A 23,272-nucleotide genomic window follows, 5' to 3' on the forward strand; every position below is an offset into this window, starting at 1 on the left:
AATCGTTATAGGATGCGACGCGGCACATGCAGTGCCCGGAGCACAGGCGATGACACAAGAACGCGAGCTGACTTCCGCCCATTGGGGCGTCTACGAGGTAGACCGGCATGAGGGCCGGGTCCGGGGGCTGAAAGCGCTGGCCGAGGATCCGGATCCTTCCCCCATCGGCCTGGCCATGTGGGATGCCTACCGTTCACCCGTGCGTGTGCACCGGCCCGCGGTGCGCCGCAGCTGGCTGTACGAAGGCCCGGGCGCCAGGCCCGAGTTGCGCGGCCGCGAGCCCTTCGTCGAAGTCGAATGGGAGCATGCGCTGGACCTGGTGGCCCAGGACATAGAGCGGGTGCGCAGCCAGCACGGCAACCAGGCCATCTTCGGCGGCTCCTATGGCTGGTCCAGCGCCGGGCGCTTTCACCACGCGCAAAGCCAGGTGCACCGCCTGCTCAATGCCGTGGGCGGCTATGTGCGCAGCGTGGACAGCTACAGCCTGGGTGCCGCGCGTGTGCTGATGCCGCATGTCATCGCCCCCATGGATGAGCTCATGGCCATGCACCACGGCTGGGACGTGATGCAGGCCAACACCCGGCTGTTGGTGGCATTTGGCGGCATTCCCGCGAAGAATGCCCAGGTCAGCGCCGGCGGAGCGGCCGAGCACCGCCTGCGTCCCGGCCTCGCAGGGCTGGCCCGCGCCGGCTGCCGCATGGTCAACATCAGCCCGGTCAGCGACAACTTCGACGCACCCGCGGGTTCGGTGGAATGGATTCCCATCCGTCCCAACACCGATGCCGCGGCCTTGCTGGCCATGGCCTTTGAAGTGGTGCAGGCTGGGCGGCATGCGACGGCTTTCCTGCAAAGCCACTGCGTGGGCTTTGATGCCTGGTGGGCGTACCTGAATGGCGAAAGCGACGGCGTGGCCAAGAACGCCGAGTGGGCCGCCGGCATTACCGGCATTCCCGCGCCGGTGCTGCGCCAGCTGGCGCTGGACATGGCCGGGACCCGGTCGTTCGTCAACATCGCCTGGTCCTTGCAGCGCGCCGACCATGGCGAGCAGCCTTACTGGGCGGCACTGTCGCTGGCTTCTGTGCTGGGACAGATCGGCCTGCCCGGTGGCGGCCTGGGCGTGGCCTATGGGCCGGCCAATCTGATGGGCAGCCCGCACACGAAATTTCCCGGACCCACCTTGTCTCAGGGCCGCAATGCCGTCGCGGCCTTCATCCCCGTGGCCCGCATCGCGGACATGCTGCTGCACCCGGGTGCCCGCTTCGATTACAACGGCGCCAGCCATGTCTACCCCGACATCGACCTGATCTACTGGGCTGGCGGCAATCCTTTTCACCACCACCAGGACCTGAACCGGCTGGCGCGCGCCTGGCGCAAGCCTTCGACCATCATCGTGCACGAGCAGGTCTGGAATGCACACGCCAAGATGGCCGATATCGTGCTGCCGGCCACGTCCACCCTGGAGCGCGACGACATCGGCTTTGCCACGCGCGAGCCGCTGCTGGTCGCCATGAAGGCGGTGATGCCTGCGCCAGGCCAGGCGCGTGACGACTATGCGATCTTCGCGGACCTGGCCCGGCGCCTGGGTGCAGGGGAGGTCTATACCGAAGGGCGCGACACGGCGCAGTGGCTGCGCCATCTCTACGAGGAGTCGGCCGAGCGTGCCCGGCCGCTGGGCGTGGAGCTGCCGTCGTTCGATGATTTCTGGCGGGCCGGCGAGTTCCGGCTGCCCGCCGCGAAGCAGCCCGTGGTGATGCTCGAAGCCTTCCGCGCCGACCCTGTCGCCCATGCGCTCAAGACACCCAGCGGCCGCATAGAGATCGCTTCGGCGAGGATCACGGGATTTGCCTATGACGATTGCCCCGGCCATGCCGTGTGGCAGGCACCGCGCGAATGGCTGGGCGCGGCGGCTGCGGCCGTCCATCCGCTGCACCTGATTTCCGACCAGCCGCATACCAAGCTGCACAGCCAGCTGGATTTTTCCGCCTACAGCCTGGCCAACAAGGTGCAGGGCCGCGAGCCCATCGTGCTGCACCCGGGCGATGCCAAGGCGCGCGGCATTGCCGCGGGCGACGTGGTGCGCGTTTTCAATGCCCGCGGCGCCTGCCTGGCGGGCGCGGTGGTGAACGAAACCGTGATGCCCGGCGTGGTGCGCATGTCCACGGGCGCCTGGTGGGACCCTGTCGCCGCGGGCGAAGCGGACACGCTGGACAAGCACGGCAATCCCAATGTGCTGACTTGCGACCAGGGCGCTTCACGCCTGTCCCAGGGCTGCGCGGCCCAGACCTGCCTGGTGCAGCTGGAGCGCTTCAACGGCGAACTGCCGCCGGTGACGGCCTATGACCGGCCGGCGCTGGAAGCGCTGGACCGCGGCAAGATGCGGTCCAGCGACGGGGCTTGACCTGCCCGGCTCAGTTCATGCGCGGCAGATTGGCGGCCTTGATGGCCACGCCCATGGCGTCGCGCCCCTCGATCAGCTTTTGCCGGTACTCGGCGCCGCTCAAGGTGGCAGGGTCCACGCCGGCGGTCTCGAAGATCCTGGCCAGTTGGGGGCTGCCCGCGGCGGTCATCGCCACCCGTTCCATCTTGTCGCGCAGGTCCTTGGGCGTTCCCTTGGGGTAGGCCAGGCCGATCCAGGAGTCGATTTCCACGTCATAGCCCTGTTCCTTGAGCGTCGCCACCTCCGGCAGCTCTTTCCAGCGCATGGGGCTGGCACTGGCCAGAAAGCGCATCTTGCCGGCCTTCACGTGGGGCACGATGTCGGACGGGTTCTGCACGATGACATCCACATGTCCGCCGAGCAGGGCGGCCACGGTCTCCGCGCCTGACTTGTAGCTCACCTGTTCGAACTTGCCGCCGGTCTTGCGGCCCAGCTCGAACAGCGCAATATTGTTGGGCGCCGAGGGCGCGCCAAAGAAGACGCCCTTGCCGGTCTTGGACGCGGCGACCAGGTCCTGCATGGTCTTGTAGGGGGAGTCCGCACGCACCGCGACGCCATAGCGGTAGCGGGCCACACCGGCGATGAAGTCGAAATTGTCCACCGTGTAGTCGACGTTCATCAGATGGGGGGTGATGGCGATGGTGGAAAAAGTGACGATGCCCAGGGTGTAGCCGTCGGTCTTTTGCTTGGCGAGACTCGATACGCCCAGCGTGCCCTGGGCTCCGCCGCGATTGTTCGGCACCACCGGCTTCTTCAGAATGCTTTCCATGCCATTGCCTATGGCCCGGGCCGCGACGTCCGTGTTGCCGCCCGCGCCATAGTTGATGATCATGGTCAGTTCCCGCTCGGGGAACCGGGCCGCATCGTCGGCCCATGCCGCCAAAGGAGCGCAGACCGAAGCCGCGCAGGCAAGGAGAAAAGAACGTTTGGATGCAAGGAGGGGGTAGCGCATTTGTCTCGCCTTCTGGAGCTGCCATCTCTGTGGCAGATGATTGAAATTCTGGCCTGTGGTGGTCCGGCTCAGCCCATGAGGAAGCCGCCGTTGACGTCGATCACGGCCCCATTGGTGAAGCCCGCGGCTTCGCTGCACAGATAGCGGATGGCGGCGCCCACTTCCGCGGGCTCGCCGATGCGCTTGACCGGAATCTGCTGGGCGTAGCGCTGGTTCACTTCTTCGCCGGCTTGCATCGCCATCTGGGTGAGGATGCGTCCCGGGGCCACGCAATTGGTGGTGATGCCGAACTCGCCCATCTCGGAAGCGATGGAGCGGCTCAGTCCCAGCACGGCGGACTTGGTCAACATATATGCCGGGCCGGCCACAATGGATTTGCCGCGGCCGGCCAGCGACGAGACGTTGACGATCCGGCCCCAGCGCTTGTCCTTCATGCCCGGCAGCACGAGCTGGCACAGGCGCAGCATGGCGATGACGTTGATGTCCAGCATTTTCTGGACTTCATCCAGCCCGACGTCCAGGATGCCGTTGGACTGTCCGGCCGCGTTCTTGAGGCTGATGCCCGCGTTGTTGACCAGAATGTCCAGGCTGCCGTGCTGCTCGCGGATCGCCGCCACCAGCTTCTGGCAGGCCGCGGGGTCGGAAACATCGAGCAACTGGGCAAAGGCGTTGGCGCGCAGCGACTCCGGCAGCGCCGACAGGTCGGGCAGGCGCAGATCCGTCAGCACCACTTTGCGGCCGTCCTGGAGCAGTTCGATGGCCGTGGCCAGCCCAATGCCTTGGGCGGCGCCGGTGACCAGGGCTACGCGCTGGGGTGTTTGCTGGGTGCTGCTCATGCGTTGCTTTCGGGCGTGTAGAACGTGATGGGGGGGAACGCGTTTTCGGTGCACATGACTTCGATCAGCGTGGAGTCCTCGCTGGCCATGGCTGTGCGCAGCGCATCGGCAATCCGCGCGGGGTCGCTGACGCGCACGCCGTGGATGCCGCAGGCCCGGGCGATGGCGGCGTGGTCCACGCCGGAGAAATCCACGGCCGAGGTGTGCTCGCCGAACTTGACGTTCTCGGCATGCTTTTGGTAGCCCAGAATGCCGTTGTTGATGAGCAGCGTGATGACCTTGATGCCCATGCGCTTGCAGGTTTCCATTTCCGACCAGACGTGACCGAAGCCGCCATCTCCCACCAGGCAGAAGACCTGGCCGTCCTGCTTTGCCAGGCGCGCGCCCATGGCCATGGGCATGCCCCAGCCCAGGCCGGCGAGGCCGCGGGGGGTGATGAAGCGTTGGCCGGGTTTGCGGGCCGTCAGGTAGTTGGTGACCCACAGCGTGGAGTAGCTGGCATCCGCCACCACCGTGTCCTCGCCGGTCAGCAGCGCGTTCAGCTCCTGCATGATGCGTTCGGGGCGGATGGGCATGGCATTGCTGGTGCGCACGTCGTGCGATTCGGCCAGGTGCTGTGTCTTGCCCTGGGCAATGCGCGCGACCAGCGCTTGCTTGCCGGCGCTGCGCTGGCGCAGGTCGGCACCCTTGGCGATTTCCGTCATGGCCTGCAGTGCCAGCTTGGCATCGCCGACCAGGCGCAGGGCATCGTAGTTGCGGCCGATTTCCTGGCCGTCGATGTCCAGGTGGATGAACCGGGCGTTCTTGGGGTACAGCGCCCAGCTGTCGGTGCCGTTCTGGTTGGTGCGGTTGCCGATGAGCAGGATCACATCGGCGCCGGTGATGAAATCCTTGAGATAGCGGCCCGAGCCGTTGGGGCCCATGCAATTGGCCATCACGCCCAGGGACAGGGGCGCGCTTTCGTCCACCGCGCCCTTGCCCATATTGGTGGTGCCGACGGGAATGCTCACGGTATTGGCAAACTCGACCAGTGCGTCGTGCGCGCCAGAGCCGTGCACGCCGCCGCCCGCGATGATCACGGGATTTTTGGCCTGGATCAGGGCATCCACGGCCTGGCGCAGCAGCGCGTGGTCGGGCGTGGAACGGTCCAGGGGAAAGCGGCCCAGGTTGGAGGTGCGTGGCACGGAAGAGGAAACGCCGGCTTCGGTGAGCAGGTCGGCGGGCAGCATCAGCGCAACCGGGCCCGGGCGGCCGCTGCAGGCGGCGATGATGGCCTGCTCCACATAGTCTTCCACGCGCGAAGCCTGGTCGACGCGGCGCACCCATTTGGTGACGGGCTTGAACAGGCCGATATGGTCCAGGTCCTGGAAAGCGTTCTTGTCGGTCTGGTCGCGGGCAACGTCCTGCACCAGGGCGATCACGGGAATGGAGACTTTGAGGGCTTCGGCCAGCGGCGCGACCAGCAAGGTCGCGGCCGGGCCGTTCTGCGCGGTGATGACGGCGGGCGTGTTGCTCATGCGGGCATAGGCATCGGCCATGTAGCCGCCGGCATTTTCCGTTCTATAGGCAATTTGCCGCATCCCCATTTCCTCGGCCGCCAGCACGAACATGCTGGGCAGGCTTTGGCCGAAGAATTGGGTGATGCCGTGTCTTTGCAGCGTTCTGGCGACAATGTGCCCTACAGTGTCGTGCGCGTTGAGGCCGGGGTTGGAGAGAGGTTTCAGCATGGAGACAGGTTTCGTGCAACAGGATGGGAATGCATTTTTTTATAAAATAATGCAGCAACCAACATAGTTGAACAGTGGCAAAAACTGGAATCAATAGGGGTAACCCTTGGGGATATGGCCGTGGCCGAGCAAAACCATACGGATGTCGTGCGTGAGCGCATTCTTGAAAAACTGATACATGCCGAGTACATGCCCGGCCATGCTTTCAAGCTCAGAGAGATGACCGAGGACGGGGAATTCAAAGGCCTGAGCCAGACGCCCATCCGCGAAGCGCTGCTTCAACTGGTGGCCAAGGACATCCTCGTGGGGCAGCGCGGATTCACGGTGCGTGTGCCCATGCCTACCGTCGCGGGACTGGCGGAAGTGCGTTCCATCCGGATACAGCTGGAAATCATGGCGGCAACGGCGGGCATGCAGGACTGGACCCAGCAGGGCACGCACAGGCTGGAGCAGATCCACGGTGAACTGCTCCAGGCCAAGGCCGTGGGAGATGTGGCGACGATTCTGCGCAAGAACGTGCAATTCCATTTCGCGCTCTACGGCCAGGACAGGATGCCGTATCTGATGTCGCTGCTGCGCTCGCTGTGGGCCATCACGGGGCCCAGCATCCGCTTCCTCTACGAGGAAGGCCGTCCCATGGATGTGTCGGGACACCACGCCCATGAGGATGTCATCCTGGCCATGCGCACCCAGGACCGCCATCTGCTGGAAAAAGCCATAGCGCAAGATGGCTCGGAGCACGGCGAGAAAATCCTGCAGGTGCTCAGAGACAAAGTCAGTCCCGAAGCGCTGACGGTGCAGTCGTTCCAGAAGATGGAGCTGCTCAGAACCCGGGCCAAGCGCGGGCGCAAGATCCAGCACGAGCAGTAAGCCCCGGGCCTGATGCGTCGGGCGTTCCAGGGAAATGCATTCCGGGCCCACGCAGTCGGGGGCATGGGGCAAAAAAATGCGGTTTTTTGCCTGGCAGCCCTTTGCCGCGCTGTTAGAATTTGGGCATTGACCAGTCAATGGCTGGCACAACAGTTCAGGGTGATTAGCTCAGTGGTAGAGCACTGCCTTCACACGGCAGGGGTCACATGTTCGAACCATGTATTACCCACCAGACAAAAACCTCTTGGATCCGCGATCCAAGAGGTTTTTTTCGTTGGGGCCGGCGTTTGCCGCCGGGCCCCAAACCGCCCCTATTTTGCTGCGTCACTGCTAGAATTCGCGCTGCCAATGATTTGGCAAACTGCTTCAGGTGTTCGCATGCAGATGCGAGTGAAACGGGAACAAGGTACAGGCCGCAAGGCCTCAAGCCTTGGCTGCCCCCGCAACGGTAGACAGGAAACCATCCGACGGAGCCCCGCAGGGGGCCCAGCCACTGAACGATAGCGATTCTTATCCACGATAAGGGTTGAACGTTTGGGAAGGCCGGATCTGGCGCATCGCGCCGCCTGTGAGCCCGGAGACCGGCCTGAGGATAGTCGTGGTGCGCTTTGCGCATCGTTCTCAAAACTGTCTGCGGGGTGTGGACGGCGGCCTATTTGCGCTTTGCCGTTCCCCGTGGGCGGCAAGGTGCCATGTGTGCGGCCTTCACATCAGGTGGTATGAGCCTTTTGTTCCAATGCCTTACACATGCTTGCGCTCTGCTGAGCGCGTTCGTCTTTTTTCTTCCCCCCGTTTTTTCCTGACTATCGGCTGCGCCGCGGTGCAGCTGGCCTTTCCCCTGGCCGCCATGGCGCAGGCGGCGCTGCCCGATGTGCTGGTCAAGGATTCGCGCGACGACCCGGCTTTGCAGCTGGATCGGCCTTCGCGTTCGGGCTCCTATGTGGCCGTGCCCATTCAGGATCTGCCGGCCAGCCTGGACAGTGTGTCGGCGGAGCAGGTCAGCGAACGCGCGGACCATGCGGTGGGGGATGCGGTCAGCCGCACGGTAGGCCTGACGGCGACCGGCTCGCCCGGCAACGGCGGCCTGTCGTTCGCCAGCCGCGGCTTTGATGGCGTCGATTCCGTGGGCGTGGCCGAAGATGGCCTGGTCCTGGGCGTGGCCGCGGGCACGACCACCTACCCGAGCAACAGCTGGGGCTACGAGCGCTTTGAAGTGCTGCGCGGCCCGGGCTCGCTGATGTATGGCAGCGGCACCATGGGCGCGACGGTCAACGCCATCCGCAAGCAGCCCAGCCGCGAGCGCGCGACCGAAGTCCTGCTGGGCGCAGGCGCGCATGGCACGGTCCGCGCCGGCATCGGTGCCAGCGGCGCACTGGGCCAGGAATGGAGCTACCGCGTCGACGCCTATGGCGAGCGCAGCGACGGCGAGCGGGATCTGGGCCGCAGCGACAGCCAGAAGCTGATGAGTGGCCTGCGCTGGCAGCCGCGTGGCGATCTGCAAGTGGACTTGACGGCCGACTTCAGCGACCAGAAGCCCGAGCGTTACTTCGGCACGCCCGTGGTGGATGGCCGCCTGGCCACCGAGCTGCGCGACAAGAATTTCAACTTCCTGGACAGCGATATCCACTACAAGGACCAGCGCTACAAGGCCAAGCTGCAGTGGCAGCCGCGGGACGGCATGACGCTGCGCAATGAGCTCTACCATTTCAAGGCCGACCGCCACTGGAAGAATATCGAAGGCTACAGCTACGACAGGGCCGCTGGCACGGTGGATCGTTACGACTATCTGCAGATCGGCCACGATCTGGCGCAGACCGGCAACCGCCTGGGCTGGGTCATGGCGCCTGCCGACCACCAGATCGCCATGGGCTGGGACCTGTCCGAAGCCAAGCTCACGGTGGCCAGCAACTCGCCCTACGGTGGCGAATCGCAGGTGTCGGCCTGGAATACACGCAACGGCTATTGGGACAGCCCGGATGCCTACCGGGCCCGCGTGGCTTCCAGGATCCGGCAGAACGCCCTCTATCTGGAAGATGTCTGGCAACTGCACCCGCAATGGCAGTTGATGGCCGGCGTGCGCCGCGACATGTATGACTTCGATCGCCAGGATTTGGTGAACGGCGCGGCATTCGACAAGTTCCTGGGAGGCACTTCCTGGCGCCTGGGCCTGACGCACCGCATCAGCGCGCGCAGCAGTGTCTATGCCCAGCTGAGCGCCGGCCATGACCCGGTGACCAGCCTGCTGTCGCTGAACAAGTCCTCGTCGGGCTTCAGCCTGACCCAGGGCCGCCAGGTGGAAGTCGGCTTCAAGCAGCAACTGCCCGAGGGGCGCGGCGAATGGACGCTGGCGGTGTTCGACATCACCAAGAAGGACATCATCACCCGCGATCCCAACCGTCCGTCCGAGTCCATCCAGGGTGGGCAGCAGTCTTCCACCGGGGTGGAGTTCACTTCGGTGCTGCATGCCACGAAGTCCTTGCGCGTTGAAGGCAACCTGGCCTATGTGGATGCCCGCTTCGATACGCTGCGCGAAGGCAGCGCCGGCATGGACCGCTCGGGCAACCGGCCCGCCAACGTGCCGCGCTACTCGGCCAACGTCTGGGCCCACTACAAGACGGGCGACTGGCGTGCGTCCCTGGGGCTGCGCCATGTGGGCAATCGCTACAACGACAACGCCAATACCTCGGCCTTGCCGGCGTATACGGTGGCGGATGCGGTGCTGGGCTGGCAGCTCAACCCCAGGACCACGCTGAATCTGGTGGCGCGCAATCTGACCAACAAGACTTACGCGGCCTCGGCCTATGGCAGCACCCAGTGGCTGCTGGGCAACCGCCGCAGCGTCGAGTTGGCCGCCCACGTGCGCTTCTAAGCCATGCGCACGCGCCCACCGGCCTGGCAGGCCGTCGCACTTACTGGACTGATGCTGGCGCTGCTCGCGGGCTGCGAGCAGCAGGCCTTGCCCGCTGGGCGGGAGGCAAAGCCTTTGCTGCACGCATCGCCCGTGGTGGTGGAAGTTTGCGGCCAGTCGCAGAGCTATGCCGCGGTGCCGCAGCGCGCCATCACCCACGATGTGAACATCACCGAGATGTTTCTGTTTCTGGGGCTGGGCGACAAGCTGGTGGGCTACTCCGGCATTTCGTCGAAGAAGGAGATCGCGCCGGACTTCGAAGCGGCGCTGGACCGGCTGCCCAATCTGTCGTCGCAGGAGATGAACCTGGAAGCCATGGTGGCAGCGCGTGCGGACTTTGTCTTCGCGGGCTGGAGCTATGGCTTCGTGTCCGGCGGCGTCACGCCGGAACTGCTGGCCGGCCATGGCATCGCGTCCTATGTGCTGTCGGAGTCCTGCATCCGCGTGCGGCCGCGCCCGCGCGTGGCCTTGGAAGACGTGGAGCAGGACCTGCAGAACATGGCCCGCATTTTTGGCGTGCAGCAGCAGGTGCAGGGCCGCATTGCGCAGTTGCGCCAGGCACGAGAGCGTCTGGCGCGCCAGATGCAGGGCAATACCGAGACGCCCCGTGTCTTTGTCTTCGACAGCGGCGAGAAAATCCCCATGACCGCCGGGCGCTTGGGCATGCCCCAGGCGATCTTGACGGCGGCGGGGGCGCGCAACATTTTCGATGACATTCCCAGCAACTGGCCGCTGGGCAATTGGGAGGACATGCTGGCGCGCGACCCCGAATGGATCGTCATCGTGGACTACGGCCTGCCCAGTGCCCAGGGCAAGATCGATTTTCTGCTCAGCAAGCCCGAGCTGGCGCAAGTCAGCGCCATCCGCAACCGGCGCTTTTTCGTCATGCGCTATGCCGAGGCCACGCCCGGGCCCCGCAGCGTGCAGGCGGCCCAGCGCCTGGCCGCGGCCCTGCACCCCCAGCGCCAGATCACCCAGGACGATGTCTTGATGCAGGCCGCGACTTCCGCCGGAGAGCGGCCTTGAAGCCGTTGCAGGCGCCCGTGGCGGCACTGATGGGAATGGTCCTGTTGTGGCTGGCCCTGGGCCTGGCCATGCTGGCGGCGATCACCTGGGGCTCGGCGTCGGTGCATATCGGCACGGTCTGGTCCATCGTGCTGGACCGCGCGGCCCATGCCCTGTCCGCGCAGGCGTGGCTGGACGGGCGTTCCTGGAGCAGTCAGCAGTTTCAGATCGTTTGGATGATCCGCATGCCCCGGGCGCTGCTGGCCGCCCTGGTCGGCGCGGGGCTGGCGGTGGTGGGCGTGATCATGCAAGCCATGGTGCGCAACCCCCTGGCCGATCCCTACATGCTGGGCGTGTCGTCGGGGGCGTCGGTGGGCGCGGTCTCGGTGCTGGCCTACGGCAGTTTTGCCGCGGCCGGCGTGTTCGCCATCACCGTGGGCTCGTTTGTCGGCGCGCTGGTGGCGACCGTGCTGGTCTATCTGCTGGCCCACCACCGCGGACATATCCAGTCGGCGCGGCTGATCCTGAGCGGCGTGGCCGTGGGCTATACCTTGATGGGCATCACCAGCCTGATCACGCTGACGGCCGGCCAGCGGGAGTTGGCCGGAGCGCTGCTGACCTGGACCCTGGGCAGTCTGGCGGGCACGCAATGGCGGGTGCTGGCACTGCCGGCGACGGTGCTGGTGCTGGGCATGCTGTGGCTGGGGCTGCAGGCCCGCAACCTCAACGCCCTGCTGGCGGGCGAGGAAACGGCGGCCACCCTGGGTGTGAACACGCAGCGCCTGCGACGCCAGTTGTTCGTCGCCGTCTCGCTGCTGACCGGCACCATGGTCGCGGCCAGCGGTGCGATCGGCTTCATCGGCCTGGTGATTCCCCATATCGCCCGCATGCTGGTGGGCAGCGACCACAGGCGCGTGCTGCCCATCAGTGCGCTGCTGGGAGCCATATTCCTGGTGATCGTGGACTTGCTGGCGCGCACCTGGTTCGCGCCCATGGAAATTCCCGTCGGTGTGATCACTTCGCTGATCGGCGGGCCGTTCTTCATCTGGATGCTGTGGCGCAATGCGGCGGCTTCGCAAGGCGCGGACCGCGCGATCGGAGGGGCGCCATGATGCTTACGGCCAGCGATGTGAGTTGGCATCTGGGCGGTCGCGGCGAGGGGCGGCGGATTGTCCGCGGCGCATCGCTGGGCGTGCAGGCCGGCGAGTGCGTGGGCCTGGTGGGGCCCAACGGCTGCGGAAAATCCACGCTGCTGCGCATGCTCTACCGCAGCCTGGCACCCGTGCCAGGGGGGCAGGTGCGGTTCAACGGCCGCGACATCTGGCGCATGAGCGCCCGGGAGTTCGCGCAGCAGACCGCCGTGCTGGCCCAGGATGCATCCCAGGGTTTCGATAGCAGCGTCTGGGACACGGTGATGCTGGGACGGCTGCCCCACCAGTCTGCCTGGGCCAAAGACAGCGCCAAGGACAAGGCGCTGGTGCGGGAAAGACTGGAGCAGGTGGGCGCCAGGCATCTGGCCGGCCAGCGCTTTGCCAGCCTGTCGGGCGGCGAAAAGCAGCGCGTGCTGCTGGCGCGGGCGCTGGCCCAGCAGCCCCAGCTGCTGTTCCTGGACGAGCCGACCAACCACCTGGACATTCGCTACCAGCTGGAATTGATGCACTTGCTCAAGGCCTTGGCCTGCACCGTGGTCGTGGTGCTGCACGACCTCAATATCGCCGCCCAGTTCTGCGATCGCATTTATTTGATGCAAGAGGGCGCGCTGCTGGCCTGCGGCGCGCCCGAACAGGTGCTGACGCCCCAACGCATCCACCAGGTGTTTGGCGTGCGGGCCGAAGTCGATGTCCACGCGGCCACCGGCCGGCCGCGCATTGCGTATTGGATGGAACAACATGCAGCTTGACGCTGGAATCGGCATTGTGCTTTTGGGTCGCGGCGGCCTTGGTTCGGCGGCGAAGACCGAGCTGGCGGCCTTGGTGCAGGCGCTGCAGCAGTCGCTGCCTGCCAACGCCCCGGCCGTGGTCGCGGCCTTTGTCGACAGGACGGCGCCCGCGCTGCCCGAAGCGCTGGATGCGCTGGTGATGGCGGCCGCCGAGCCCTTGCAGACCATCGTCATCGTGCCGGTGTTCGTGCCCGATGAGCCCGCCTTGCGCCGCTGGCTGCACAAGGCGGTGATGCGCTGGCGGGCCGCATCCACGGGCGTCTTGCCGCGCACCGTGTTTGCCAGCCCCTTGCTGCAGACCACGGGCTTGCCGGACTTGCTGCGGGACAAGGTGGCCCAGGCCGCCGTCGCGGCCCAGGAGCCCGACGAGGGCGATTGGCAATCGGATCCCAAGGCCTGGTCCGAAGTGCCGGAGCACCAGCGGCATGTGCTGTGGTGCACCGGCCCGCGCTGCGCGGCCAAGGGGGCGCTGTCCATGTGGCCCGCGCTGACGAAAGTGGTGCGCGAAGACCCGCAGCTGAACAAGCAGCTGATGCTGTTGCAGACCAGCTGCCAGTACCCTTGCAACCACGGCCCCTTGATGATCGTCTACCCCGAAGGCGTCTGGTACGGCAAGCTGGACGAGAGCGCGCTGAAGACCGTGCTGACCGACCATGTGCGCCAGGGGCTGGTGAGCCGCAAGCATTGCGTCCATGGGGCGCCCGTGGGGAGCGACGCGTCGCCTGTCAAAGCTTGATATCGGTACCGGCCAGCACTTTGCCCACGCGTTCGTAGTCGGCCAGCAACTCCTTGTGCAGCGTCGCCGAATCGCGCAGGCTGCTGGGCTCGAAGCCCGCGCCCTCGAGGATCTTGCGGTAGGCCTGGGCCTCCAGCACCGCCTGCACCTGCTGCTTGATGGTGTTTTGCGCGGCCGCGGGCAGGGCGGCGTTGGCCCACAGGCCCATCCAGCCGGTATAGGTGAGCTGGGGGAAGCCCAGCTCCTGGAACGTGGGGACGTTGGGCAGCAGGGAAGAGCGCTGCGCGGAAGTGACGGCAATGGCCTTGATCTTTCCCGAACGGATCAAGGGCAGGGAGGTCGCCATGCCGTCGAACATCAAGGGCGTATGGCCGCCCATCACGTCGCTCAATCCGGGCGTGGAGCCCTTGTAGCCTATATGCACCAGGCGCGCGCCGCTGGCCTGGGACAGCAGCAGGCCCGCCACATGCGACATGGTGCCGGGGCTGTAAGAGGCGTAGCTCAGACCTTCGGGACGTGATTTGGCCAGTGCGATCACTTCCTTGAGGTTTTGCACCGGCAGATCGGGGGCCGCCACCAGGACCAGGCCGCCGCGCGACAGTTCCGCCAGCGGCGTGATGGCCTTGCGCGTGTCGTGGCGCATCTTGATGATGTGCGGGATTTCGCTCACCAGCGAGCTGACGCCGACCAGCAAGGTGTAGGCATCCACAGGCGCCTGCATCAGGTCGTTGATGGCCAGGGCGCCGGCCGCTCCGGGCTTGGGGTCGACCACGAACGGGTGCTGGAGGCTGCGGCCCAGTTGATCGCCCAGGGCGCGGGCCACCACGTCCGCGTTGCCGCCGGCAGGCCCGGCGACGATGAGGCGCACGGGCTTGCCGGGCCAGGCGTCGGCGGCATTTTCGGCACTGGCCTGCAGTCCATAGCTGGCCAATGTCAGAGCGGATGTGGCGCGCAGCAAGGCGCGTCGGGTCATGTGATGGGTATGCATGTTGTCTCCTGTCCTGGTGGGCGAAAAATCGCCACAAGCCACTGTAGAGACTTGGCGTTACCATCTTTCTCTTTTGGCGCCTACTTTTTCTCTTATTGCGACATTCCGCGTAAACCCTGATGGGTGTCAAGGCGCCGTGGCCAAGACTCTCCTACCTGCTTTTGGTGTTGCTATGGATACCCTGGTTAGAACGGTGACCCTCAACGGGTTTTTGACGGTCTGCAATCTGCATGGCTTGAACTCGCATGAGCTGCTGCGTGCGGTAGGGTTGAACGCGGGCTCATTGGTGGACGCCGAATGCCACATTTCCGCGGAAACCCTTTGTCGCCTGCTGGATCTGGCGGCGCAGGAATCAGCGTGTTCGGCGTTTGGCGTGCAAATGGCCCAGAACCGCCAGATGCTGGATTTCGGCATCATGGGCGTTTTGATGCGGCATCAGCCCTGTCTGCGCGACATGTGGCTCAGTGCCATCCGTTATCGGCAATTGCTCAATGATGCCTTGGCCATTTCCCTGGAACCCGCCGGCGATCTGGCGGTGCTGCGCTTTGAGCTGCTGGTGGACACGCGCATACCCCAGACGCAGTCCTGCGAACTGGTCGCGGGAATCATGGTCCGCACCTGCCAGGCCGTGCTCGGGCCTTTGTGGACGCCGCAAAGAGTGAGCTTCATGCATGCCGCCCCGCAGGAGACCCACCACCACAAGCGATTCTTCGGCTGTCCGCTGGATTTCGGCAGTGAATTCAATGGCCTGGTTTTTCATGCGGCGGATTTGAAAGTCCCCAACCCTTCCGCCGACCCGGAGCTGGTGCGTTATGCCGAAAGCGTGGTGATGCCCTTGCATGCTTCTGGAGACAAAGCCGTGCTCCAGGAGGTCAGGCGGAACATCTATCTTCTGATGCCGCTGGACCAGGCAAAAATCGAACGCGTCGCGGAAAGAATGAATTTGAGCGCGCGCACCTTGCAACGCCAGCTCGATCAAAGCGGCACCAGTTTCTCCGAGTTGCTGGACAGCGTGCGCAAGAATCTGGTGCTCAGATACCTGCAAAACCAGCGCTATTCCATAGGCCAGGTCGCATCGTTGACGGGCTACTCACGCCAGGCCTCGTTCACGCGCTGGTTTCAACAGAATTTCGGAATGTCGCCACGGCAGTGGCGCCAGGTCAATCCCTCTTGATCTGATCGCTGGAGGCGCTGCCCCGCGGCCGCGCACGCCTTCTGGCGCCCTAGGTGTTTTCCATGCGTGACGTCTAATGAGAAAGCATTGGCGCGGATAGAGAAATTTCAATCCTGGGCCTGACTACAGTGGATTCCATCGATTTCATGTTCGCATGCCGGCGCAGGGTCGGCATGCATTCATGTCGAATTTTGATTGGAATATGTATGCCCAAGATGACCCGTTTTTATGCAGTCGGTGGACCCGAAGTGCTGCGCTATGAGGACGTGGAGGTCGGTGATCCAGGCCCGGGCCAGGTGCGTCTGCGCCAGGCTGCCGTGGCCTTGAATTTCGCCGATACCTATTTCCGCACCGGCCTGTATCCCGCGCCGCTGCCTGCCGGCATAGGCAGCGATGCCTGCGGCACGGTCACGGCCGTGGGGGCTGGCGTGACGGGTTTTCGGCCGGGCGACCGCGTGACCTATACCGGCGCGCACAACACCTTGGGCGCCTACAGCACGGAGCGCTTGATCAATGCATCGGTGCTGATCCGCCTGCCCGATGCCATAGGCTTCGAGACGGCCGCGGCCATCACCATGCGCGGTCTGACGGCGGCTTACCTGATGCGCCGCATCCATGATTTCAAGGCGGGCGACAGCATTCTGCTGCACGCCGCCGCGGGCGGAGTCGGCCTGCTGGTGTCGCAATGGGCCAAGCTGCAAGGCCTGCAGGTGATAGGCACGGTCTCGTCGCAGGCCAAGGCCGAAGTGGCCAAGGCGCATGGCTGCGACCACACCATCAACTACAGCCACGAAGACGTGGCCGAGCGCGTGCGTGCCATCACGGACGGGCAGGGCGTGAACGTGGTGTTCGACAGCGTGGGCAAGGACACGTTCGAAGGCTCGCTGAACAGCTTGAAACGCCGCGGCCTGATGGTCTGCGTGGGCACGGCTTCCGGCCCCATTGCGCCGTTCAACCCGCAACTGCTGGCCATGAAGGGCTCGCTGTTCCTGACCCGTCCGGCATCGGCCGATTACCTCGCCGATCCCGCGGACAAGGCGGCGCTGGCCAGCGAGTTGTTCGAGCATGTGGCGCAGGGGCGTATCCGCGTGGATATCTCCAAGCGCTACGAGCTCGCGGATGCCGTGCAGGCGCACCGCGATCTGGAAGCCCGAAAAATCATAGGTTCGGCCATCTTCACGATCTGAACCCCGCCGCACAGGAGGAGACCCGCATGCAAATAAAACCATTGAACTGCGCCATTGGCGCTGAACTCACCGGCCTGCGCTTGAGCGATGCCGTGCATGACGAAGCACTGTTTGCCGAAATCCGCGAAGTGCTGTTCAAGCACCGCGTGCTGTTCCTGCGCGACCAGGACATCACCCGGGCCGAGCACGTGGCCTTTGCGCGCAAGTTCGGCGAGCTCGAAGACCATCCCGTGGTCGGCAGCGACCCCGCCAATCCGGGTCTGCTGCAGATCTACAAGACGCCAGAGCATCCTCCTGAACGCTACGAAAACGCCTGGCATTCGGACACCACCTGGCGCGAAGCCCCCCAGTTCGGCGCGGTGCTGCGCTGCGTGGAATGTCCGGAGATTGGCGGCGACACCATGTGGGCGAACATGGTGCTGGCCTACGAGCGTCTGCCGCAACACATCAAGGACCAGATCCAGGATCTGCGTGCGCGCCACAGCATCGAATGCACTTTCGGTGCCGCCATGCCCATGGAGAAGCGTCTGGCGCTGAAGGCGCAGTTCCCCGATGCCGAGCACCCGGTGGTGCGCACGCATGCGCAGACGGGCGAGAAGATCCTGTACGTGAATGGCTTCACCACGCACTTCACCAACTACCACACGGCAGCGCGCGTGCGCTACGGCCAGGACGCGAATCCCGGGGCAGGGGACTTGCTGCGCTACCTGATCAGCCAGGCGCAGATTCCCGAATACCAGGTGCGCTGGCGCTGGACGCCCAACAGTTTCGCGATCTGGGACAACAGCGCGACCCAGCACTATGCGGTGATGGATTACCCTGCTTGCCATCGCAAGATGGAACGCGCGGGCATCATGGGCGTGCGTCCTATCTAAGCTTGGCCGCCAGTCGCTCCCTCTCTTCCCCTGAATGCGAAACGAAATGAAGTCCACTGCCAACCTGCTCACGCCCACACCTTCGGCGTATACCTATCCCCTGCTGATCAAGCAATTGCTGGTCAATGCCATGAGCTTGCATGGGGACCAGGAGATCAGCTATCGCGGTCAGATGCGCTACCAGTACCGCGATTTCCAGCGCCGCATCGGTCAGCTGGCCAATGCCTTGACGCGCCTGGACGTGGGCGCTGGCAGTACCGTGGCGGTGATGGACTGGGACAGCCACCGTTATCTGGAGTCGTATTTCGGCATTCCCATGATGGGCGCAACGCTGTTCACGGTGAACGTGCGCCTGTCGCCCGCACAAATCCTCTACACCTTGCAGGATGCCGACACGGATGTGCTGCTGGTGCACACCGATTTCCTGCCCATCATTGCGCAGATCCGCGACCAGCTGCCCCGCATTCGCCATATCGTCGTGCTGTCCGATGACGGCCAGGTGCCGGCGGCCGGCATGGATGTGGCCGGCGAGTACGAAGCCCTGGTCACGCAAGCCCCCGCGGGCTACGATTTTCCGGAACTCGACGAAAACACCAAGGCCGTGACCTTCTACACCACGGGCACGACCGGCGATCCCAAGGGCGTGTGCTACAGCCACCGCCACATCGTGATGCACGCCATGGCCACGGCCTTGAGCCTGTGCTCGCCTGGCGGCACGCAGCGCCTGCACCGCGCCGATGTGTACATGCCCATCACGCCCATGTTCCATGTGCTGGGCTGGGGGCTGCCGTATATCGCCATCATGCTGGGCCTGAAGACGGTGTTGCCGGGCCGCTACCTGCCCGAAGTGCTGCTGAAGCTGCGCGAAACCGAGAAAGTGACGTTCTCGCATTGCGTGCCCACCATCTTGCAGATGCTGCTGCTGGGCGCGGACAAGACCGGCCAGGATTTGTCGGGCTGGAAGCTGGTCATCGGCGGTTCGGCCCTGCCGCCCAGCCTGTGCGAAGCCGCCCTGGCCAAGGGCATGGACGTTTTTGCGGGCTATGGCATGTCCGAGACCGGCCCCGTGGTTTCGCTGGCCTTGACGCCCGCCAGCGGTGCACCGGCGACGCGCGAAGAAGACCTGCGTCTGCGCTGCTCCACGGGCCAGCCGTCCCTGATGGTGGACTTCCGTGTGGTGGACGAGGACATGCGGGACGTGCCTCGCGATGGTCTGACCCGCGGCGAGATCGTGCTGCGCTCACCGTCGCTGACGCCGCTGTACGCCAAGAAGCCGCAAGCTTCCGAAGAGCTGTGGCGCGGCGGCTACCTGCATACCCAGGACCTGGCCGTGATGCATCCCAATGGCGTGGTGCAAATCGTCGACCGCCTCAAGGACGTGATCAAGACGGGCGGCGAATGGGTCTCGTCGATTGAAGTCGAAGGGCTGATCACCCAGATTCCGGGCGTGCAGGAAGCAGCGGTGATCGGTGTGCCCGATGACAAGTGGGGCGAGCGTCCCATGGCCTTTGTGGTCGCGGCTACCGCCGTGAGCGCGGCCTTGGTGCGTGAGCAACTGTTGGTCCATGTGCAAGCCAAGCGGCTGAGCGCCTATGCGGTGCCCGAGCTGGCGCGCATCTGCCTGGTGGCCGAGATTCCCAAGACCAGCGTGGGCAAGATCAACAAGAAGCTGTTGCGGGAAGCAGCGCCTGCCACGGTGTAAACAGCTTTCTCTCCCTTTCTCCCCGGGCGCGCGTGACAGCGCGCATCCCACGGCCTGCCAAGGATTTTCCTGGCGGGCCGTTTTCATTTGCGCGGTCGAGCGCGGCGAGTCCAGGAGATCGCGGTTAACCCGATTGTCGTAATCCCGCATGTGGCATGGGATGAGAACGATATGGCGTCAAAGGAGAAAACCGGAAATGTGCTCCAGCACACACTCCATTTCGGGTTCGCGTTGCATGAACTTTGACAAAACCATCAATAAATCTGGAGACATCTTGAAAATATCCCATCGCCCGGGCCTCAGCATGGTGGCTGTTTATGCGCTGGCATTACCGGCCTTTGCGCAAAGCAGCGTCAATTTGTACGGCACCGTGGATGCAGGTGTCTTGAATATGTCGAATTACAGTGCGGGCCTGGGTTACCTGCCCACCACGGCGCATGAAGCCGGGGGCTGGAAAGCCAAGGATGCCGGTTTGGGCGTCAGCCACTGGGGTATCAAAGGCTCGGAAGACCTGGGCGGCGGAATGCGCGCGCTTTTCCAGCTGCAAGGCAATATCAACAGCGTCAGCGGAGTCACGGGAGCGGCCAATTCCACCGGGCAGATCGCTTTTTTCAACCAGATGTCGGTCGTGGGGCTTTCCGGCCGCTTTGGTGAAGTCAAGGCGGGACGCCAGTTCTCACCCATGGCCCTGGCCATGCAAAGTACCGATGTGCGCGGCATGCGCTATTTTGGTTCGGTGTTGACGGCCCTGGTCGGCATGAACAGCGCCAGCAAGGCCTGGATTGGCAACAACTCCAATGTGGCATTCGGCACGATTTATGACGACAACACCGTGCTTTACACCACGCCGATATGGAACAACCTGAAGTTTGACTTTGCCTACTCGTTCGGCGAAGGCGGCGGCAAGGCCAACTCGCAGCAGTCGGTGACGGCCTTGTACCACTCGGGTGGGCTCAAGCTTTCCGGGCTGTATTACAACGGCTACGGCAACAACCTGGCGAGCGCCCAGGCCGTGTTTACCGGTGCCAATGGCGGCAACCCCGTTGCAGGGGCCGCGGCGGCCGCCGCCGCTGGCTTCTCGCCCACGGCCAATACCAACCGCCTGTATTCCGTGGGCGCCTTGTACACCACCGGCCCCTACACCATAGGCAGCCAATATTACGCCGCGCGCAATCCGGACCATGTGCTGGTGCCCGGCGGATCGGACAGCCTGGATATGTGGACGCTTGGCGCGGGCTGGCGCCCGGCGGCGAATATCAATGTGACGGCGGGCTATTACCTGGTCAAGGACAACAAGAACGCGGGCCACAAGTCCACGCAGTTCGCCATGGGCGCGGAATACCTGCTGTCCCGCCGCACCTGGCTGTACGTGCAAGGCGCGACGGTCACCAACAAGGGCGCGAATATGGCGTTGAGCCCCATGTATGCCAGCCCGGTCGCTGCCGACAAGAATGTGCATGCCTTCATGACCGGCATTCGCCACAGCTTCTGAAAATCAAAATGTGAACTGCCCGGCGCAGTTCACTGTAAACAACATTGGAGAATCAGGATGATAACTGCCGCTACAGGTGATGCAGAGAATGCGTGCATAGACTCCCATGTCAGTCGTCCCCGGGCATGGTTTGCCTTTGCCATGATTTTCCTGTTGATGATGTCGGATTATATTGACCGACAAATCATCGTTTCTCTTTTTCCGCATTTGAAAGCCGAGTGGGGGCTGTCCGATAAGCAACTGGGCGGCCTGGTGTCGGTGATTTCCGTGGTGGTGGCCGTGGGCAGCATTCCCGTGGCTTTGCTCGCGGACCGCTTTGGCCGCGTCAAAAGCATTTTCATCATGTCCTCCATCTGGAGCATGGCCACCATTGCCTGCATGTTTTCCAGAAGCTACGGCCAGCTGTTTGCCGCGCGGGCGGTGGTCGGCGTGGGCGAAACGGGTTATGGCTCGGTGGGGGCCGCGCTCATCGGTGCGCTGTTTCCCAAGCGCCAGCATGCGACCTTGCTCGGTGCCTTCTTTGCCGCGAGCTCCGTGGGGGCCGTGCTGGGCGTGGTGCTGGGCGGCCTGATCGCCGAGCATTGGGGCTGGCGTGCCGCCTTCGGTGCCGTGGGCTTTCCCGGGCTGATCATGGCGCTGCTGTTCCTGCTGGTGCCGGACTACAAGAACGTGATCGTCAGGATGTCACCCAAGCTGGGGCCGTCGGGCGCGAAAGCAGTGGTCTCCCGCCTGCTGAGCACCTTGAGCCGGGGGCCGACCATGGTGCTGCTGTGTGTGGCCGGTTCATTCCAGATGATGGTGGTGTCCGCCATGTGGTCGTGGATGCCCAGCTTCTTCAACCGTTACCACGGCATGCCGCCGGCCATGGCCGCGAAATACGCCGGCGTGCTGGTCTTGTGCGGCGCCTTCGGTGCCTTGTTCTGGGGCTGGGTCGCGGACAGGGTCAGCCGCCGCCATGCGGCCAACAAATTGCTGCTGCTGTGTGCCACGACGGTGGCGACCGCGGTGCTGTTCATTTTTGCCTTCACGGCTGCGCTCGCGCCGTCCACGCAGTACATCGCCATCTTGCTGGGTGGCTCGATGATGACCTGCACGGTGGGCGTGTCGGTCAGCGTGGTGCTGGATGTGACGCATCCCGGCCTGCGCTCCACGGGAGCGGCCGTCCATGCCTGCGCCATCAACCTGTTCGGCCTGGCCGTGGGGCCGTTTGTGGGAGGGGTGATTTCCGACCTCTGGAGCCTGAACACGGCCTTGGCCGCGATCCCCGCCGTGGGCTTTCTCTCCGCTGCCTTCTACTGGAAGGCTTCGCGGTCCTACGAGGCGGACATGAAAACCGTGGCCGCCATGGTCCGTGAGGAACCTGAAGCGCAATCCACCCCCAATGCCTGGGCGCCGGCCGCGGTCGTCCCTGCGTCTTCTTGATCCAGCAAGAGGCCGTTCGGCCTCTTGCCGTGTTCAGAATGCCACGGCGTCCTTGCCTTTCAGTTGCAGCATGGCGCGGGTCTCATCGGGCGTGGCGATTTCCAGGTGCAGCGACTGCAGAATGGAAACGATGCGCTGGACCTGCTGCGCATTGCCGGTCGCCAGCTTGCCCGGGCCGTCCCAGAGCGAGTCTTCCAGGCCGACGCGGACATTGCCGCCCATGGTGGCCGACAGCGTCGCCAACGGGATCTGGCTGCGGCCCGCGCCGAGTACCGACCAGTAGTAGTCCTGCCCGAAAAGCCGCTCCGCCGTGCGGCGCATGTGCATGACGTCCTCGGCATGGGCGCCGATTCCGCCGAGCAGGCCGAACACCGACTGGATGAAGAACGGCGGCTTGAGTATGCCTCTGTCGATGAAGTGCGCCGCCGTGTAGAGGTGGCTGGTGTCGTAGCACTCGATCTCGAAGCGCGTGCCGTTGCCGGCGCAGGATTCCAGGATGTAGCGGATTTCCTTGAAGGTATTGCGGAAGACGCGGTCTTCCGAGCCTTCGAGATAGGGACGCTCCCAGTCGTGCTGGAACGTCTTTTGCCGCTCCAGCATGGGGTAGAGGCCGAAATTCATCGAGCCCATGTTCAGCGAAGCCACTTCGGGCTTGAGCGCCAGCGCGGGCTGCAGGCGTTCTTCCACCAGCATATTGGGCGCGCCGCCGGTGGTGATGTTGACGATGGCATCCGAGCGCTGCGCGATCTGCGGCAGGAACTGGCGAAACAGGTCCGGCTCCTGCGAGGGGCGCCCGTTCGCCGGATCGCGTGCGTGCAGGTGCACGATGGACGCGCCGGCCTGCGCCGCGGCGACGGCTTCGTCCTCGATCTGCTGGGGCGTGATGGGCAGGTAAGGGGACATGGAAGGCGTGTGAATGCCTCCGGTGATCGCACAGGTCACGATCACTTTCTTCTGCGCTGCGGCCATGGGGGAAGTCTCCGAAAGAGTGGTTGAGAATGGATAGAGCAATGCGTGGGCAG

General features: G+C 64.5%; 18 protein-coding genes, 1 tRNA gene and 1 riboswitch. Of the genes, 14 read left to right on the plus strand and 5 right to left on the minus strand.

Translation table 11 applies throughout. From position 1 onward, the window contains the following. The first annotated feature begins 49 nt into the window (after positions 1-49). On the plus strand, positions 50-2,398 hold the full coding sequence (locus N0K08_RS14165) for a molybdopterin guanine dinucleotide-containing S/N-oxide reductase (protein WP_261501039.1): 2,349 nt from the start codon (positions 50-52) through the stop codon (positions 2,396-2,398). A gap of 10 nt (positions 2,399-2,408) precedes the next feature. Here N0K08_RS14165 and N0K08_RS14170 read toward each other — a convergent pair whose 3' ends face one another. From N0K08_RS14170 to N0K08_RS14180, 3 genes are all read right to left on the minus strand, one after another. Next, positions 2,409-3,389 carry a Bug family tripartite tricarboxylate transporter substrate binding protein gene (locus N0K08_RS14170; protein ID WP_261501040.1) on the minus strand — a complete coding sequence of 327 codons (981 nt, stop codon included), beginning with the start codon at positions 3,387-3,389 and terminating at the stop codon, positions 2,409-2,411. 68 nt (positions 3,390-3,457) lie between these two features. Further along, positions 3,458-4,225 carry a 3-oxoacyl-ACP reductase gene (locus N0K08_RS14175; protein ID WP_261501041.1) on the minus strand — a complete coding sequence of 256 codons (768 nt, stop codon included), beginning with the start codon at positions 4,223-4,225 and terminating at the stop codon, positions 3,458-3,460. Beyond that, positions 4,222-5,952: an acetolactate synthase catalytic subunit gene (locus tag N0K08_RS14180; protein WP_261501042.1), complete on the minus strand. Its 1,731-nt coding sequence runs from the start codon at positions 5,950-5,952 to the stop codon at positions 4,222-4,224. Before N0K08_RS14180 ends, N0K08_RS14175 begins: the two co-directional genes overlap by 4 nt. A gap of 120 nt (positions 5,953-6,072) precedes the next feature. Between N0K08_RS14180 and N0K08_RS14185 the strand changes: the two genes are divergently transcribed. From N0K08_RS14185 to N0K08_RS14215, 7 genes are all read left to right on the plus strand, one after another. Then, positions 6,073-6,822 carry a GntR family transcriptional regulator gene (locus N0K08_RS14185; RefSeq protein WP_261501043.1) on the plus strand — a complete coding sequence of 250 codons (750 nt, stop codon included), beginning with the start codon at positions 6,073-6,075 and terminating at the stop codon, positions 6,820-6,822. Positions 6,823-6,979: 157 nt separating this feature from the next. Continuing rightward, positions 6,980-7,054 (plus strand) — tRNA-Val (locus N0K08_RS14190). A 119-nt stretch (positions 7,055-7,173) separates the two neighbouring features. Next, positions 7,174-7,426: riboswitch (cobalamin riboswitch) on the plus strand. 216 nt (positions 7,427-7,642) lie between these two features. Beyond that, positions 7,643-9,691 carry a TonB-dependent receptor gene (locus tag N0K08_RS14195; RefSeq protein ID WP_261501044.1) on the plus strand — a complete coding sequence of 683 codons (2,049 nt, stop codon included), beginning with the start codon at positions 7,643-7,645 and terminating at the stop codon, positions 9,689-9,691. A 3-nt stretch (positions 9,692-9,694) separates the two neighbouring features. Then, positions 9,695-10,756, plus strand: a complete 1,062-nt coding sequence (locus N0K08_RS14200) for an ABC transporter substrate-binding protein (RefSeq protein ID WP_261501045.1) — start codon at positions 9,695-9,697, stop codon at positions 10,754-10,756. Further along, positions 10,753-11,847, plus strand: coding sequence for a FecCD family ABC transporter permease (locus N0K08_RS14205; protein WP_261501046.1), 1,095 nt, complete (start codon positions 10,753-10,755; stop codon positions 11,845-11,847). Before N0K08_RS14200 ends, N0K08_RS14205 begins: the two co-directional genes overlap by 4 nt. Further along, the gene (locus N0K08_RS14210) at positions 11,844-12,635 is read left to right on the plus strand and encodes an ABC transporter ATP-binding protein (protein ID WP_261501047.1); all 792 of its coding nucleotides are present in this window, start codon (positions 11,844-11,846) and stop codon (positions 12,633-12,635) included. Before N0K08_RS14205 ends, N0K08_RS14210 begins: the two co-directional genes overlap by 4 nt. After that, entirely contained in the window at positions 12,625-13,410 is a 786-nt protein-coding gene (locus N0K08_RS14215; protein WP_261501048.1) for a (2Fe-2S) ferredoxin domain-containing protein, read from the plus strand. Before N0K08_RS14210 ends, N0K08_RS14215 begins: the two co-directional genes overlap by 11 nt. Here the strand turns inward: N0K08_RS14215 and N0K08_RS14220 are convergent. After that, complete coding sequence (locus tag N0K08_RS14220; protein WP_261501049.1) at positions 13,400-14,398, minus strand: Bug family tripartite tricarboxylate transporter substrate binding protein; 999 nt, start codon at positions 14,396-14,398, stop codon at positions 13,400-13,402. The two genes, N0K08_RS14215 and N0K08_RS14220, sit on opposite strands and share 11 nt — an antisense overlap. Here N0K08_RS14220 and N0K08_RS14225 point away from each other — a divergent pair. From N0K08_RS14225 to N0K08_RS14250, 6 genes are all read left to right on the plus strand, one after another. Next, positions 14,397-15,572 (plus strand): AraC family transcriptional regulator, encoded by a 1,176-nt coding sequence (locus N0K08_RS14225; RefSeq protein WP_261501050.1) that lies wholly within the window; start codon positions 14,397-14,399, stop codon positions 15,570-15,572. The genes N0K08_RS14220 and N0K08_RS14225 overlap by 2 nt on opposite strands. Positions 15,573-15,778: 206 nt before the next feature. Further along, positions 15,779-16,759: a quinone oxidoreductase family protein gene (locus tag N0K08_RS14230; RefSeq protein ID WP_261501051.1), complete on the plus strand. Its 981-nt coding sequence runs from the start codon at positions 15,779-15,781 to the stop codon at positions 16,757-16,759. Positions 16,760-16,785: 26 nt separating this feature from the next. Further along, positions 16,786-17,634 carry a TauD/TfdA dioxygenase family protein gene (locus tag N0K08_RS14235; RefSeq protein ID WP_261501052.1) on the plus strand — a complete coding sequence of 283 codons (849 nt, stop codon included), beginning with the start codon at positions 16,786-16,788 and terminating at the stop codon, positions 17,632-17,634. A gap of 46 nt (positions 17,635-17,680) precedes the next feature. Continuing rightward, the gene (locus N0K08_RS14240) at positions 17,681-19,336 is read left to right on the plus strand and encodes a fatty acid--CoA ligase (RefSeq protein ID WP_261501053.1); all 1,656 of its coding nucleotides are present in this window, start codon (positions 17,681-17,683) and stop codon (positions 19,334-19,336) included. A gap of 274 nt (positions 19,337-19,610) precedes the next feature. Then, a complete protein-coding gene (locus N0K08_RS14245; protein WP_261501054.1) occupies positions 19,611-20,828 on the plus strand; it encodes a porin in 1,218 nt (405 codons plus the stop codon). 57 nt (positions 20,829-20,885) lie between these two features. Further along, positions 20,886-22,250, plus strand: coding sequence for an MFS transporter (locus tag N0K08_RS14250; RefSeq protein ID WP_261501055.1), 1,365 nt, complete (start codon positions 20,886-20,888; stop codon positions 22,248-22,250). 33 nt (positions 22,251-22,283) lie between these two features. On the opposite strand, the gene N0K08_RS14255 is transcribed toward N0K08_RS14250, so the two are convergent. Further along, positions 22,284-23,219 (minus strand): BKACE family enzyme, encoded by a 936-nt coding sequence (locus N0K08_RS14255; protein ID WP_261501056.1) that lies wholly within the window; start codon positions 23,217-23,219, stop codon positions 22,284-22,286. Positions 23,220-23,272 lie beyond the last annotated feature (53 nt).

Origin of the sequence: Acidovorax bellezanensis (assembly GCF_025421555.1) — a bacterium.
GTDB lineage: Bacteria > Pseudomonadota > Gammaproteobacteria > Burkholderiales > Burkholderiaceae_C > Comamonas > Comamonas bellezanensis.